The organism is Novosphingobium sp., from assembly GCF_039595395.1.
Classification (GTDB): domain Bacteria; phylum Pseudomonadota; class Alphaproteobacteria; order Sphingomonadales; family Sphingomonadaceae; genus Novosphingobium.
Window position 1 is genome coordinate 1,574,149 of the sequence record NZ_JBCNLP010000001.1, and the last position, 14,444, is coordinate 1,588,592.

Annotated in this window: 11 protein-coding genes; 6 read left to right on the forward strand and 5 right to left on the reverse strand. The window is 64.1% G+C overall.

Translation table 11 applies throughout. From position 1 onward, the window contains the following. Positions 1 to 7 precede the first annotated feature (7 nt). Positions 8 to 1,255, reverse strand: a complete 1,248-nt coding sequence (locus ABDW49_RS07420; RefSeq protein ID WP_343610839.1) for a sialidase family protein — start codon at positions 1,253 to 1,255, stop codon at positions 8 to 10. Next, on the reverse strand, positions 1,255 to 3,957 hold the full coding sequence (locus ABDW49_RS07425) for a TonB-dependent receptor (protein ID WP_343610841.1): 2,703 nt from the start codon (positions 3,955 to 3,957) through the stop codon (positions 1,255 to 1,257). Before ABDW49_RS07425 ends, ABDW49_RS07420 begins: the two co-directional genes overlap by 1 nt. A 443-nt stretch (positions 3,958 to 4,400) precedes the next feature. Between ABDW49_RS07425 and ABDW49_RS07430 the strand changes: the two genes are divergently transcribed. Then, the gene (locus ABDW49_RS07430; protein ID WP_343610843.1) at positions 4,401 to 5,069 is read left to right on the forward strand and encodes a FadR/GntR family transcriptional regulator; all 669 of its coding nucleotides are present in this window, start codon (positions 4,401 to 4,403) and stop codon (positions 5,067 to 5,069) included. A gap of 41 nt (positions 5,070 to 5,110) precedes the next feature. On the opposite strand, the gene ABDW49_RS07435 is transcribed toward ABDW49_RS07430, so the two are convergent. From ABDW49_RS07435 to ABDW49_RS07445, 3 genes are all read right to left on the reverse strand, one after another. After that, positions 5,111 to 6,220, reverse strand: coding sequence for a cellulase family glycosylhydrolase (locus ABDW49_RS07435; protein ID WP_343610845.1), 1,110 nt, complete (start codon positions 6,218 to 6,220; stop codon positions 5,111 to 5,113). Positions 6,221 to 6,248: 28 nt separating this feature from the next. Further along, on the reverse strand, positions 6,249 to 7,382 hold the full coding sequence (locus ABDW49_RS07440; protein ID WP_343610847.1) for an aldose epimerase family protein: 1,134 nt from the start codon (positions 7,380 to 7,382) through the stop codon (positions 6,249 to 6,251). A 155-nt stretch (positions 7,383 to 7,537) separates the two neighbouring features. Next, entirely contained in the window at positions 7,538 to 8,470 is a 933-nt protein-coding gene (locus ABDW49_RS07445) for a Gfo/Idh/MocA family oxidoreductase (protein WP_343610849.1), read from the reverse strand. 114 nt (positions 8,471 to 8,584) lie between these two features. Here ABDW49_RS07445 and ABDW49_RS07450 point away from each other — a divergent pair, with 114 nt between their 5' ends. The 5 genes from ABDW49_RS07450 to ABDW49_RS07470 all read left to right on the forward strand — a co-directional run bounded on the left by ABDW49_RS07450 (position 8,585) and on the right by ABDW49_RS07470 (position 14,432). Continuing rightward, positions 8,585 to 10,387, forward strand: coding sequence for an IlvD/Edd family dehydratase (locus ABDW49_RS07450; protein ID WP_343610851.1), 1,803 nt, complete (start codon positions 8,585 to 8,587; stop codon positions 10,385 to 10,387). 1 nt (position 10,388) lies between these two features. Next, the gene (locus tag ABDW49_RS07455) at positions 10,389 to 11,258 is read left to right on the forward strand and encodes an SMP-30/gluconolactonase/LRE family protein (RefSeq protein WP_343610852.1); all 870 of its coding nucleotides are present in this window, start codon (positions 10,389 to 10,391) and stop codon (positions 11,256 to 11,258) included. 68 nt (positions 11,259 to 11,326) lie between these two features. Continuing rightward, entirely contained in the window at positions 11,327 to 12,922 is a 1,596-nt protein-coding gene (locus ABDW49_RS07460) for a sodium/sugar symporter (RefSeq protein ID WP_343610853.1), read from the forward strand. After that, complete coding sequence (locus ABDW49_RS07465) at positions 12,919 to 13,797, forward strand: 2-dehydro-3-deoxygalactonokinase (RefSeq protein ID WP_343610855.1); 879 nt, start codon at positions 12,919 to 12,921, stop codon at positions 13,795 to 13,797. Before ABDW49_RS07460 ends, ABDW49_RS07465 begins: the two co-directional genes overlap by 4 nt. Beyond that, on the forward strand, positions 13,794 to 14,432 hold the full coding sequence (locus ABDW49_RS07470) for a 2-dehydro-3-deoxy-6-phosphogalactonate aldolase (RefSeq protein ID WP_343610857.1): 639 nt from the start codon (positions 13,794 to 13,796) through the stop codon (positions 14,430 to 14,432). The genes ABDW49_RS07465 and ABDW49_RS07470 overlap by 4 nt, the downstream gene beginning before the upstream one ends. Positions 14,433 to 14,444: the final 12 nt, after the last annotated feature.

Below are 14,444 nucleotides of genomic sequence, written 5' to 3' on the forward strand. Positions count from 1 at the left end.
CGTATCATCATTTCTCTCCAAGGGTGCCGCGCGCCGCGCGGACGGCACAGGTGGTGCCAGAGGCCAGCGTACCCGCCAGCATCACAATGGTCGGGTCTTTGGCATTGTCCGAGACCAGCAAGGGTGAGCTGTAGCCGGGGCAGGCCGGGGCCTTGGGGGCATAGCTGCCGGTCGGGTCGACCAGCAGGGGGGCGGGGAGCTGCTTCCACGGGCCGGCGCCAAGCTGGGTGTTGATCATCAGCACGCGGCCGGATTCCGGTTCCACAGTGACATGGCTCTCAGGGCCCGAAACGACGCGCTGGCCCACCGCAACAAGCGTGCCATTGCGCCCGCCATAGGGCGTCCAGGCGATGGTCGGCGTGTGGAGCAGGCGATGGCCATCGGCGCTGGCGATTTGCGTGCCGAGGCTGGCAATCGGCGTCCAGTCCTGCCCATCGGGCGAGGTCTTGAGATAGACCGAGCAGACATGATCGGCATCCGCCCCGGCCTGACAGTTCTCGAAGCTCATGGCGTAGCGCCCGTCGGGCAGGCGCAGCACGGTGGGCATGCCGGGACGGGCGAGGCCATCGCGGATGCCGACATCGAAGATCTCCGGGCCCCAGGTCGCGCCGCCATCGGTGCTGCGCACATGGGCGATGACCTGTGCCAGCCCGTCCGCCGAGGGGCGTTCGTCGGAATAGAAGCAATTGAGGCTGTGATCCGCCGTGATGGCGAAGAAGGGCTCCCAGATGCCGTGGCCCTCATTGTTGACCTGCAGGGCTTCGGAGGCGCAACTGCTGCGATAGGTCCAGTTGGCACCGCCGTCGCGGCTGATGAAGACTTCCATCGCCTGCTGGCGGAAATCGGGGCGGTTCCATGCGGTGCCTGCCGCCAGCAGCGTGCCTGCGGGCAGGTCGCCCTGCGCCTCGGGCAGCTCGAAGAGGGCGGGGGCCTCGATATCCCAGCCATGCACGGTGTCGCGCACCACGCCGATGGGCTGGGGGGACCAGCTCTTGCCATTGTCCGTCGAGCGGTAGATCGGCAGACTGCCCTTTTCGCCCTTCACCCCGGCATGGGCAAAAGTGGCCAGCAGCGTGCCATTCGCCGCCCCTGCATGGGCGAGGCGGATCACGCGGGGATAGCCGCCGGTTTCCTCCGGATTGGTGGTGTGATCCGGCTGGAACAGGATCTGCCCGGCGGGCGGCGAAGGAGGGGCGGCGTGAGCCACCCCTCCCAGCATCATCGCGGGGGCGATGAGCGTCAGAGCAAAGCGCATCAGAACTTCATCCGCGCGCCGATCGAGAAGGTGCGATCCTCCAGCCGGACATTCTGCGGCAGCAGCGGCGTGCCCAGATATTCATAGGCCTTGGCCTTGGTCAGGTTGGTGGCATCGACCGTCAGCGTCAGATACTTCTTCACATCATAGGAGACCGAGAGGTCCAGATGGCTCTGCGCCTTGATGACGTTGTAGGCGGGGAGCTGCAGACCGCCGGGGTTGAAGGAGTCGATGAACTTGCCGCGATAGTTGTAGGCAAGGCGGGCCGAGACGCCGTATTTTTCATACATCAGCACGGCATTGCCATTATGCTTGGACACATTGCCCAGCGGCGTGTTCACCGCCGCGCCGCCGAACACCAGCGGTGCCTGCGTGCTGCCGGTGATGTAGGTGTAGTTCATCTGCAGGCCCAGACCGCTCAGCGCGCCCGGCAGGAAGTCATAGAACTGCTGATAGCCCACTTCGACGCCCTGCAGCGTGCCATTGCCCGCGCTCTGCGGCTGGCTGATGGTGTAGGGCACGCCGCCGATGGTCGTTTGCACGCCATAGGTCTGGATGTAACCGTCGATCTTGCGGTGGAAATAGGCCGCCGTCAGCGAGCCCGACTTGTTGAAATACCATTCCAGAGTGGCATCGATGTTGTCGGACTTGATTTCCTTCAACTGCGGATTGCCCGAGGAGCCGAAGCCAAGGCGGTTGAGCGTCGGCGGATTGAGCGTCAGCGAGGGGTTGAGGCTGCCGAAGTCAGGACGGCTCGCCGTCTTGGCATAGGAGAAGCGCGCCTGCAGCTTGTTGGTCAAATGAGCGCGGACGCTGGCGTTGGGCAGCACATCCGTATCGGTGCTGCGCGCCGTGACCGGAGCGATCGAGGTGGTGTTGTCCGGGTTCACCGTGGTGGCGAAAGCGTTGATCGTGCGGTTGTTCTGCACCACGCGCACGCCAGCCTGACCGTCGAAGGCAATGTTGCCGATATCGAAGCCGTAGCCAGCCTGGACGTAACCGGCAAAGCTGTTCTCCACGGCGCGATAGAAGCGCGAGGGATCCTGCGCCGCATCACCCGTCGAGAGGCCATAGGCCGAGCGGATCTGCGCCTGATTGTTGAACAGATAGTTGATGTCGGGCGTGACGGCGGGGCTGATCCCGGCAAAGCCCAACTGGTTGGGCAGCGTTTCGAAGAAGTTCTGGCCAAAGACGCTGGTGGCCGAAACCAGCGGCGCGCCATTCTTCGAATAGGGGGTGGAGATCTGCGTCTCGCCCGTCGCGCCCGCATTGCGGTTGACGTAGCGGAAGCCGCCCGCGATCTTCTTCAGGAAGCCATGGTCGATATCATAGGTGGCATCGGTGCGCCAGGCGATCGAATTGCCGTAATTGCTGTCACCCGTCTGGAACAGGCCCTGAAGCTGGAACAGATTGGCGTTCATCTTGTCATTGCCGCGCAGGTTCCAGTTGATGTGGCCGCCGGTGTTGCTGACAAGATCGAAGGTCTGGTTGGGCAGCGAGGTGTCGATGATGAAGATGTTTTCGTTGAACGCCGAGTCGGTGTAGGCCACATCGGTCGTCAGCTTCAGATTGCCGCTGGTGACCTTGGCGCCGGTGGCGATCTGCGCGTCATGCGAGCTTTGACGGAAGGCCTGCGTGCTGGTGGCGACATAAGGGTTGTTGAACGTGCCCGAGGCCAGTTCGCAGGACTGATGCGCGGCAACCGTGCCGCTGGCGGGAATGTTCTCGCAGCCGCCGGCCTGAGAGGGCGAGTAAAGCTGCAGATTGCTGACCGACGAGGCCGAGCCCGGCACGCCGAAGTAATAGTCGATCTCGCGCTGTTCCTTGTAATGCGCATACATGCCGTCGACATAGATCTCGACATTGGGCGAGGGCTTCCACTGCAGGGCGAAGTTCGCCTGCGGGCGTTCGCGATGGCCGCGCGTGTAGAAGCCGCCGACCGCGTTCGAAACGAGGAAGTTGTTGCCGCTGATGTTCTGCTCGTAACGCGGATCGGAGAAGCTGGCGGGCTGGTTGTAATACTGCTTGCGGTAGGAGACATCGACCAGCACGCCGATCTCGCCAATATCCGTGTCCCAGCGGTTGCTGACCAGCAGGCCGACAATCGGGTTCACCTTCTTGGCATATTCACTGTATTCGCCGCGCGCCGTCAGGCCGAGCGAAAAGCCCTTGAAGTCAAAGGGCTTGTGCAGGTTGATGTTGACCAGCCCGGCGATGCCGCCCTCGATCAGATCGGCGCTGCTGGTTTTGTAGACATTGAGTTCCGACACCGCTTCGGCGGGCAGATCCTGAAAGGCGAAACCGCGCCCCGAACCGGTGAAGATCTCGCGGCCGTTGAGCGTGGTGACCACATTGGGCAGGCCGCGGATCACGACGCGGTTGGTTTCGCCGGAATCGCGGAACACCTGCACGCCGGTGATGCGCTGCAGCGAGTCCGACACGGCATTGTCGGGGAACTTGCCGATGTCCTGCGCGACGATCGAGTCGACGACCTGCGGGGCAAGGCGCTTGATGTTCTGCGCCGAGGCCAGGGCGGCGCGCTGGCCGGTCACGATGATGTCGGCGGCGGCCGGTTGGCTGTCGGGTGCGGTGGGGGCAGCCGCTGCGGGGCTGACGGGCTGGGCCGTTTGCGCCAGTGCCAGGCCCGGCGATGCCAGGGCCAGCACGGTGGTGGATGCGGCCAACAGGAATTCACGCTTCAAGATCACACGCCTTCTCCTCGGATTTTCTTTGTTTTTAGCTGATCATTGGGCACGGAAAGGCCCTGGGCGACGCGTGTCGCCATGCACCGATGTGGTGATATTTTGATTCAATAAATTGATTTTTATGTGTTTTTATTCTGTCCCTGCATCATCGTGCGGGTTGGCCCGCCACGATCTCGCCATTGCATTTATCTTATATAATGGGCATAGCATGGAGCGCGGCAGGCGCAAGCCATTTGTACGATAAAAAGGCATTGAACAGATAAAATTTGCTTATGGTGGTTTTTAAGTGTCACTTTGCTGTATGGCTGCTGGCCTTGACTGATACCCGAATAGGCAACGCAAAGGATTGCATTGGTCGATATGGTTGCTAGCCCGATACTGTGGATACTGGTGGGGTGATTGTGGAACAATCTCATTTGGGCAAAAATCTGACATATAGCATGCTCGACGCCTTGGGCCGGGCGATTGTCACGGGCGAGTTCGCCGGCAAAAGCTTCCCGACAGAGGCCGAGCTGGCCCAGTCCTATGCCGTCAGCCGTTCGGTCACGCGTGAGGCGGTCAAGATGCTGACCACCAAGGGCCTGCTCAGCGCCCGCCCTCGGCAGGGCACGATCATCCAGCCCGAGGCCGGATGGAATCTGTTCGACCCCGATGTGTTGCGCTGGTTGCTGGAGCGGAAGTTCTCGATCAACCTCCTGCGTCATTTCAGCGAATTGCGCGTCTCGATCGAGCCTGCCGCCGCAGAACTTGCCGCCCGCAAGGCCACGCCCGAAGGGCTGGCGATGATCGAGGCGGGCTATCAGCGCATGGTCGCGGCCGAGGCCGGGCATGACGATCCGCTCGATGCGGATATCGCCTTCCATGTTGCCATTCTCGCGGCCTCGAACAATCCGTTCTACGCCCAGTTCCGCGATGTGGTGGAGACGGCGCTGCGCACCTCGATCCGCTTCACCAACCGCTTCAAGGGGCGCACCGCCAGCCTTCCGGCGCATCGCGCGGTGAAAGTGGCCATCGAGGCGCGCGACAGCGCGGGCGCTCATACGGCGATGAGCCTGATCATCCGCGAGGTGATGCTGCTGATCGCCGATGCGGAGCGGCAGGAAGTCTGAAAAACCCCGGCTTTTCGTAAAAAGCCGGGGTCAATAATCATTTAATTGGACGTCAGCTTGGTGATCAGATCGACCTCGGCCTGACGGTAGGGCGTGCCATCGGTGTGCAGCACATCGTGGAACCACAGGGTTGGCGTCACGCCGCCGACATAGGGGCGCTGCCAGCTGTCCCAGGGCATGCGGGTCTGCTCCTTGCCGTCGACAAAGCCCCAGTTGATCATGCCGATCTTGTGCTTCTTGCCCAGCGGCAGCGATCCGTCGAAGGTCGATCCCGCGCCGCGCGCCATATATTCGGTGCAGATGATCGGGCGGCCATAGGCCTCCAGCTTGGTCATCCGCAGCTCCATGGTCTCGGGCCAGCTGTAGTCGTGGAAGGTGATGACGTCGGATTCGTTGAGCTGCACGTCCTCGATCGGGCGATGCTTCTCATTCGGCGCCCAGTCGGTGCCCAGCCATACGCCGCTGGTCAGCGGCTGGGTGGGGTTGGCCGAACGCGCCCACTGGAACACGCTGGGCAGCAGTTGGGTGACGAGCTGGGTCTTGTTGGCGGGCTGGCCGGGGTATTGATCGGCGCCATTGTCGGGCTCGTTCCACACATCCCAGCCCAGAATGCGGTCATCCTTGGCGAAGGCGCCGACGACGCCCTTCACATAGGCCTCAAGGCGCGGATATTGCTTGGGGTCCTGCAGGGCGGTCGTGCCGGGCGCCTGCACCCAGCCCGAATTGTGCACGCCGGGGATCGGCGGATGCTGCGGGCCCATCTTGGGATCGGGATCCCAGCAGCTGTCGAACAGCACGAAGAGCGGCTTGATGCCATGCTTGTGCGCGATGGTCAGGAAGGTGTCGATGCGCTTGGCAAAGCCCTTGGGGTCCTTTTCCCAAAGCTGGTCATGCAGGAAGACGCGCATGGTGTTCATGCCCATCTTCTGCGCCCAGCCCAGCTCCAGATCGATGCGCGCCGGATCGAAGGTTTCGGGCTGCCACATCTCGAACTGGTTGATGGCGTTGGCGGGCAGGTAATTGGCGCCCACCAGCCAGCGCTGCGGGCCGTACCAGCTCTTGGCCTGCTCGGGCGTCCAGCGGTCGCGGGCGGCGGCGGGCGTGGCAAAGGCCACCGTGCCCGCAAGCACGGCGAGGATCAGTTTCTTCATTGCATCACTCCGTGATTATGTCTTGCTGTCAGCGCTTTGTGGAGAAGCGATAGATGATGTGATTGGCATAGGTCTGGCCCGGATCGAGCCGCACCGAACCGAACTCCGGACGGTTGGGCGTGTCGGGGAACATCTGCGGCTCCAGCACGACGGTATCGCCCTCGCGATAGATATGGCCTGCCTTGCCGGTGATCGTGCCGTCGAGGAAATTGCCCGAATAGAACTGGATACCCGGCTGATCGGAGAGCACCTCCATCACCCGGCCCGAAAGCGGATCTTCGACCCGCGCCATGGTCTGCATGGCGCCCGGCTTGGTGCGGCTGACCACCCAATTGTGATCGTAACCGCGCCCGAAGCGGATCTGCTCGTCGCGCCCATCGCGCACGCGCAGGCCGATGGCGGTGGGGGTGCGGAAATCGAAGGGCGTGCCGGCCACCGGGCGGAACTCGCCGGTGGGGATGGCGGTGGCGTCGGTGGGGGAATAGGTGGTGGCCGGGATCATCATGAGATGCCCCATCGCGCCCGCCGCCGAGCCCTCGCCATTGAGGTTCCAATAGGTGTGGTTGGAGAGGTTGACCACGGTCGGCGCATCGGTGGTGGCGCCGTAATCGACAGCGAAATTGCCCTTGTCGTCAAGGCTGTAGGTGGCCGTGGCAGTCAGCGTGCCGGGATAGCCCTGATCGCCGTCGGGGCTGACATAGCGCAGCGTCACGCTGGGGGTGGCGCCGCCCTTGGTCGAGACCACCGACCACACGACCTTGTCAAAGCCCTTGGTGCCGCCATGCAGCGCATTGGGGCCATCGTTGACCGGGGTCTGGTACCGCTTGCCGTTGAGCGTGAACTGGCCCTTGGCGATGCGATTGGCGACACGGCCGACCGTGGCGCCGAAATAGTTCGGCTTGGCAAGATAGCCGGCCAGATCGTCATAGCCCAGCACCACATCGGCCTTCTTGCCATTGCGGTCGGGCACGATCAACGCCTGCACGCTGGCGCCAAGGGTCAGGATCGTGGCGCTGATGCCCTTGCCATTGTCCAGCGTGATCGCCTCGACCGCGCTGCCGTCGGGCATGGTGCCGAAAGGCTTGCGCTGCACGTCACCTGCCAGGGCGGGCCCGGCCATCAGGACGGCCAGGGCAATGCCCGACCCCATTGTCTTTCGCATGTCGGCTTTCCTCTCCATCGGTGCAGGCCTCTGCCCATGTCATATTGTACGATAAATAGCAGTTTGGCTTCGGATGCAACCGGGGAATGCTGCGAGGCACTCGCAAGTGATCTCACCATATGGGAAAATCGCGATTTTCCCCGGTTGCGCTGCGTTTAAAATTCAAAAGGCGCGACCCGCTGTTGCTGCCCGACCATAAAGGCATCGGCCACCAGCGTGAGCGGCGCCAGATCGACATCGACGGCGGCGCTGCGCACCAATTCGGCAAAGCGGGCGTAAAGGCGCGGATATTCCGCATCGGGATGATCGGGCTGGGCTTCGCCGTCGATCAGCATCTTGCTGCCGCCATCGCGCAGCAGCAGGGTGCCGTCGCTGGTCTCGATGGCGATTTCCCAGGTCTGCGGCCCGGTCTGGAGGAAGTCGAACTCGGCCGAGATCGGCGCGCCGCAGGCATGGCGCATGGACAGGCTGGCGGCGATGGGAGATTCGCGATTCTCCGGGATATCGAGCGACGCCGCGTCCATGGCGACCGCGCCGGGCATGATTCGCGTCAGGATCGACAGAGCGTTGATTCCCGGATCGAAAACCCCGAATCCACCAGCCGCGAAAATCCATTCCTGCCCCGGATGCCAGCGCCGCACATCCTCGCGCCAGGCGATTCGCACGCTCTTGAGGCTGCGTCCGGAAAGCCAGTCGCGCGCCGCATCGACATGCCCGGCCTCACGCGAATGCCAGGTTGCGAACAGCGCGCGCTGTGCTTTTCCGGCATCCGCCACCAGCACCTGCGCCTGCGACAGCGCCACTGCCGGAGGCTTTTCCAGCATCACATGCAGACCGGCGGCCAGCGCCTCGCGGGCGATGGTGGTGCGCACCTCGGGCGGGGTGCAGAGGCTGACCGCCTGCACGTCGAGCCCCGCCGCCAGCAGGGAGGGCAGGTCGTGAAAGGCCGTGATGCCCTCCACACGGCTGGAGGGGCTGACCGTGGCGACCAGATCGAAAGCGGGGTTGGCGGCGATGGCGGGGATGTGCTGATCGCGGGCGATCTTGCCGATTCCAACGAGTGCCAAGCGGATTGGGGTGCCGTTCACATGATGTTCCTCTTCCATGTCCGTTTTATATGATATATGCGCTCAATCAGGTCAATGAGCTTGGTGCGCCGCTCGACCGGATCAGCAAGGCGCCAGGCATGTAGCGGATCGAGGATGATTGTGACTGAAGGTAAGGGCCCCAAAGAATTGCGTTCACGCGCCTGGTTCAACAACCCTGAATCGCCCGACATGACGGCGCTCTATCTGGAGCGCTACCTCAATTACGGTCTTTCGATCGAGGAGTTGCAGTCCGATCGCCCGATCATCGGCATCGCCCAGACCGGCAGTGACCTGTCGCCGTGCAACCGCCACCACCTCGTGCTGGCCGACCGCGTGAAGGACGGCATCCGTGAGGCTGGCGGCATCCCCATCGAATTCCCGATCCATCCGATCCAGGAAACCGGCAAGCGCCCCACGGCGGGTATCGACCGCAATCTGGCTTATCTCAGCCTTTCCGAAGTGCTGTTTGGCTATCCCATCGACGGCGTGGTGCTGACCATCGGCTGCGACAAGACCACGCCCGCCTGCCTGATGGCGGCGGCCACGGTCAATCTGCCTGCCATCGCGCTGTCGGTCGGGCCGATGCTCAACGGCTGGCATCAGGGCAAGCGCACCGGCAGCGGCACCATCGTATGGCAGGCGCGCCAGATGCTGGCCGCCGGCGAGATCGACTATAAGGGCTTTATCGAGCTGGTGGCTTCCTCCGCGCCCTCGACCGGTTTCTGCAACACGATGGGCACCGCGACCACGATGAACAGCCTGACCGAGGCGCTGGGCATGAGCCTGCCCGGCTCGGCGGCGATCCCCGCGCCGCATCGCGACCGTCAGGAATGCGCCTATTACACCGGCAAGCAGATCGTCGAAATGGTCCGCGCCGACCGCAAGCCCAGCGATGTGCTGACGCGTGAGGCCTTCCTCAACGCGATCCGCGTCAATTCGGCGATTGGTGGCAGCACCAATGCCCCGATCCATTTGAACGCCATCGCCCGCCATATCGGCGTCGAGCTGAGCCTCTCCGACTGGGAAGAGCATGGCGCCGATGTGCCGCTGCTGGTCAATCTGCAACCGGCGGGCGAATATCTGGGCGAGGATTACTTCCGCGCCGGTGGCGTCCCCGCCGTGATGGGCGAGCTGCAGCGCGCGGGGCTCCTCCATGGCGATGCGCTGACGGTGAATGGCCGCAGCGTGGCTGAAAATGTGGCCGAAGCGCGCATCAAGGATGAGGATGTGATCCGTCCGCTCGATCGCCCGCTGAAGCCTGCCGCAGGCCTGACCGTGCTGTCCGGCAATCTCTTCGATGCGGCGGTGATGAAAACCAGCGTGATCGGCGAAGACTTCCGCAAGCGTTACCTCTCCAACCCCGACGATCCCGAGGCCTTCGAGGGTAAGGTCGTGGTCTTCGAGGGCCCCGAGGATTACCATCACCGCATCGACGATCCCGCGCTGGAGATCGACGCCAACACCATTCTGGTGATCCGCGGCGCCGGGCCCATCGGCTATCCGGGCGGTGCAGAAGTCGTGAACATGCGCCCGCCTGCCGCGCTGATCCGCGCCGGGGTGGATGCCTTGCCCTGCATCGGTGACGGGCGTCAGTCGGGCACGTCAGGCAGCCCCTCGATCCTCAACGCCAGCCCCGAGGCGGCGGTGGGCGGCGGTCTGGCGCTGCTGAAGACGGGCGACCGCATCCGTATCAGCCTGAAGGACCGCAGCGCCAATCTGCTGGTCAGCGATGCCGAACTGGCCGAGCGCCGCGCCGCTCTGGTCGATGCGCCTTACGCTTTCCCCGAAAGCCAGACGCCATGGCAGGACATCCACCGCCGCGAGACCGGGCAGTTCGCGACAGGCGCCGTGCTGGAAAGCGCGGTCAAATATCAGCGCGTGGCCCAGGTCCACGGCGTGCCGCGCGACAGCCACTGATATGGAGCCCACACCAGCAAAGCTGCGCATCGTCGAGCGCTCTCGCCGGGATAGCCTCGGCGAGGGGCCGGTGTGGTGCCCGCAGGATCGGGCGCTCTATTGGGTCGATATCATCGGGCAGAAGGTCAATCGCCTTGGGCTCGATGATGGGGGCTTGGTCGATTGGGATTGCCCCGAGATGATCGGCTGGCTGCTGCCCCGCGCGCAAGGCGGCTTTATCGCCGGGCTCAAGAGCGGCTTTCATACGCTGACCCTCGAACCCTTCGCGCTGGAGCGCATCCATGCGCCCGAGCCCGACCGGCCCGGCAACCGCATGAACGATGCCTGCGTCGATGCGCGCGGGCGCATCTGGGCGGGCACGATGCAGATGGACGGGCAGGGGGCGGGTGGTCACCTTTACCGCCTTGATGCCGATCTTTCGGTGCGGCAGGTGGATGCAGGCTATCATATCGCCAATGGTCCCACGATCAGCGGCGATGGCGCCACGCTCTATCACACCGACAGCCTGCTGGGCCGCGTCTATCGCTTTGCCATCGGCGCTGATGGCGAACTCGGCCCGCGCGAGACCTTTCTGCAATTCCCGGAAGAATGGGGCTCGCCCGACGGCATGTGCTGCGACAGCGCGGGCGGCATCTGGATCGCGCATTGGGGCGCGGCCTGCATCAGCCGCTTCCTGCCCGATGGCACGCGCGAGCGCTTTATCGAACTGCCCGCCAGCCAGATCACCAAATGCGTCTTCGCGGGCGACAATCTGGACCGCATGTTCGTAACCAGCGCCGCCGATGGCGTGGAGAACGAACCTCACGCCGGCTGCCTGTTCGAGGTGGAGACCGGCTTTACTGGCCTGCCGCCTCACACTTTCGCTGCCTGAAAACACCATAATGCGCAGGGAGGCACGGCACGCGCCAGTGCCCCCGCGTCGATCGAAGGGAAAAGGGGATGCAACTCTCAAGCCTGGATCTGGCGATGGTGGGGGCCTATGCCGTCTTCATCTTCGTGCTGGCTCAAGTGGTGTCGCGGCGCAAGGCCGGGCATGAAACCGACACCACCGACTATTTTCTGGCCAGTAAGGCCCTGCCATGGTGGGCCATCGGCGCCTCGCTGATCGCGGCCAACATTTCCGCTGAGCAGATCGTGGGCATGGCGGGCTCCGGCTATGCCATCGGTTTGGCCATCGCCAGCTATGAATGGATGGCGGCGGCGACCCTGCTGATCGTGGCCAAATTCTTCCTGCCGATCTTCCTCAAGCACGACATCACCACCATGCCCCAGTTTCTGGAGCAGCGCTTCGGGCCCCGCCTGCGCGCGGTGATGGCGGTGTTCTGGCTGGTGCTCTATGTCTTCGTGAACCTGACCTCGATCATCTGGCTGGGTTCGATTGCCGTGGTGCAGGTGGCGGGCGTCAATCAGGATCTGGCTCTGGCCGGGCTGGGCATTTTCGCGCTGCTCTATCAGATCCGTGGCGGTCTCAAGGCCGTGGCGCTGACCGACATCGTGCAGGTCGCGCTGCTGGTGACGGGCGGGCTGATCATCGCCTGGCTGACGCTGGGCAAGATCGGCGGCGGCGATGTGTTCCATGGCTGGCACACGCTGGTGAACAAGGTGCCCGATCACTTCCATATGATCCTGAAATCGGGCGATCCGCATTACAAGGATCTGCCGGGCCTGTCGGTGATCATCGGTGGCATGTGGATTGCCAACATCGCCTATTGGGGCTGCAACCAGTACATCATCCAGCGTGGTCTGGCCGCCAAGAGCTTGCAGGAAGCGCAGCGCGGCATGGTGCTGGCCGGTTTCCTCAAGCTGATCATGCCGGTCATCATCGTGCTGCCGGGCATCGCCGCCGTGATGCTGGCGCCCGATCTGGGCAAGCCCGATCTGGCCTATCCCACCATGATGCGCATGCTGCCGCCCGGCCTGCTGGGGCTTGTCTTTGCCGCGCTGGTGGCGGCCATCGTCGCCTCCACCGCCAGCAAGATCAACTCGATCGCCACCATCTTCACGCTGGATGTCTATGCCAAATGGTTCGCCCATGGGCAGAAGAGCGAGACCCATCTGGTTCGCGTGGGCCGCATCGCCGCCAGCGTTTCCATCGTGATCGCGATCCTGACGGCGCGCCCGCTGCTGGGCAGCCTCGATCAGGCGTTCCAGTATATTCAGGAGTTCTCCGGCTTCGTCACGCCGGGCATCACGGTGATCTTCCTGCTCGGCCTGTTCTGGCCGCGCGCGACGGAGAATGGCGCGCTGATGGGCGCCATCGCCTCGGTGATCCTGAGCATCTTCTTCCGTTTCAGCGGGATCGAGGCCTTGAGCGCGATCCCCTTCATGAACCGCATGCTGATCATCTTTGCCCTGTCGCTGGTGCTGGCGGTGGTGGTGTCGCTGGCCCGTCCGGCGGCTGCTGGATCCAACCGTATTCGTTTGGATACAGTCGATTTTCGCACTACGCGGGGCTTCAATCTGGCCCGCGGTGCTGATCCTGGTCATTCTGGCGATCCTGTATGGAGTGTGGTGGTAATATGGCGAGCAAGATGACTCGGGGCGCCTTTCTGGGTGTCGACTGGGGCACCACCAACCGGCGGGTCTATCGCTTTGCCGCCGACGGCACAGTCGAGGCCAGCGAGCGCGACGACAAGGGCCTGCTTTCGGTAACGCCGGGCACCTTCCCGGCCGAGGCCGCTGCGATCCGCGCGCAATTCGGCGATCTGCCGATGCTGTGTGCGGGGATGGTCGGTTCGGCCAGGGGCTGGGCCAATGTGCCTTACGTCTCCTGCCCGGCCGGAACGCAGGCGCTGGCCGAGGGGCTGCATTGGGTCGAGCCGGGGCGCACCGCCATCGTGCCGGGCCTTTCCATCGCGGAAGGTCAGAGCGGCGATGTGATGCGCGGCGAGGAAGTGCAGTTGCTGGGCGCGGTGGCCGCCGGTCTGGCGCCTGCCGATGGTCTGCTGTGCCAGCCGGGCACCCATTGCAAATGGGCACGGATGCGCGGCGAAACCGTGAGCCATTTCTCCACCAGCATGACCGGCGAGATGTTCGCCCTGCTCAAGGCCCACAGCCTGATCGGCAGTTTCCTTTCGGGCGAGGTCTCCGATGGCCCGGCCTTCCGCAGCGGCGTGGCCGACGGGCTCGACAGTCGCCTGCTGCGCCACCTGTTTGGCGTGCGCGCGGCGGCTCTGCTGGGGCTGCGTGCCGAGGAAGACTGCGCAGCCTACACCAGCGGCTTGCTGATCGGCAGCGACATCGCCAGCCGCGCGCTGGCCAAGGGGGAGGAGGTCTATGTGCTGGCCGACCCCTATCTGGGCGGGCTCTATGCCGCCGCCATCGAGGAGGCGGGCGGGCGCGCCATCGCGGTCGACAGCCATGCCAGCTTCGCCGCCGGAATTTTGCAGATCTGGAAGGAATGCGCATGACCATCACCGCCGATTTCACCGAAGCCATGGGCCGCTGCCCGCTGGTGGCCATCCTGCGCGGCGTGCGCCCCGACGAGATCATCGACATCGCCGATGGGCTGGTCGAGGCCGGTTTCACCATGATCGAGGTGCCGCTCAATTCGCCCGAGCCGCTCGATTCCATCGGTCTGATCGCCAAGCGCTATGACCGCCATGTGCTGGTCGGCGCGGGCACGATGCTGAGTGTCGAGGATGTGGCCAATGTCGCCGAGCGCGGCGGGCGGTTGATGGTTTCGCCCAACAGCAATCCCACGGTGATCAGCGCGGCGGTGGCGGCGGGCATGGCCGCGCTGCCGGGCTATTTCACCCCGACCGAGGCCTTTGCGGCGCTGGAGGCCGGTGCCCATGGCCTGAAGCTGTTCCCCGCCGAGGGGGCCAGCCCCGCTGTGCTGAAGGCGCAGCGCTCGGTGCTGCCCAAGAATGTGCCGGTGCTGGCCGTGGGCGGCGTGAGCGTCGACAATCTGGGCGAGTGGATGGCGGCAGGCGCGGCGGGCGCCGGGCTGGGCGGTTCGCTCTACAAGGTGGGTGACAGCAGCGAGACCGTGCGCGAGCGGGCTGTGGCCTTCGTCTCGGCCTATAAGAGTATTATTGCATAGGTTGGTGATGGG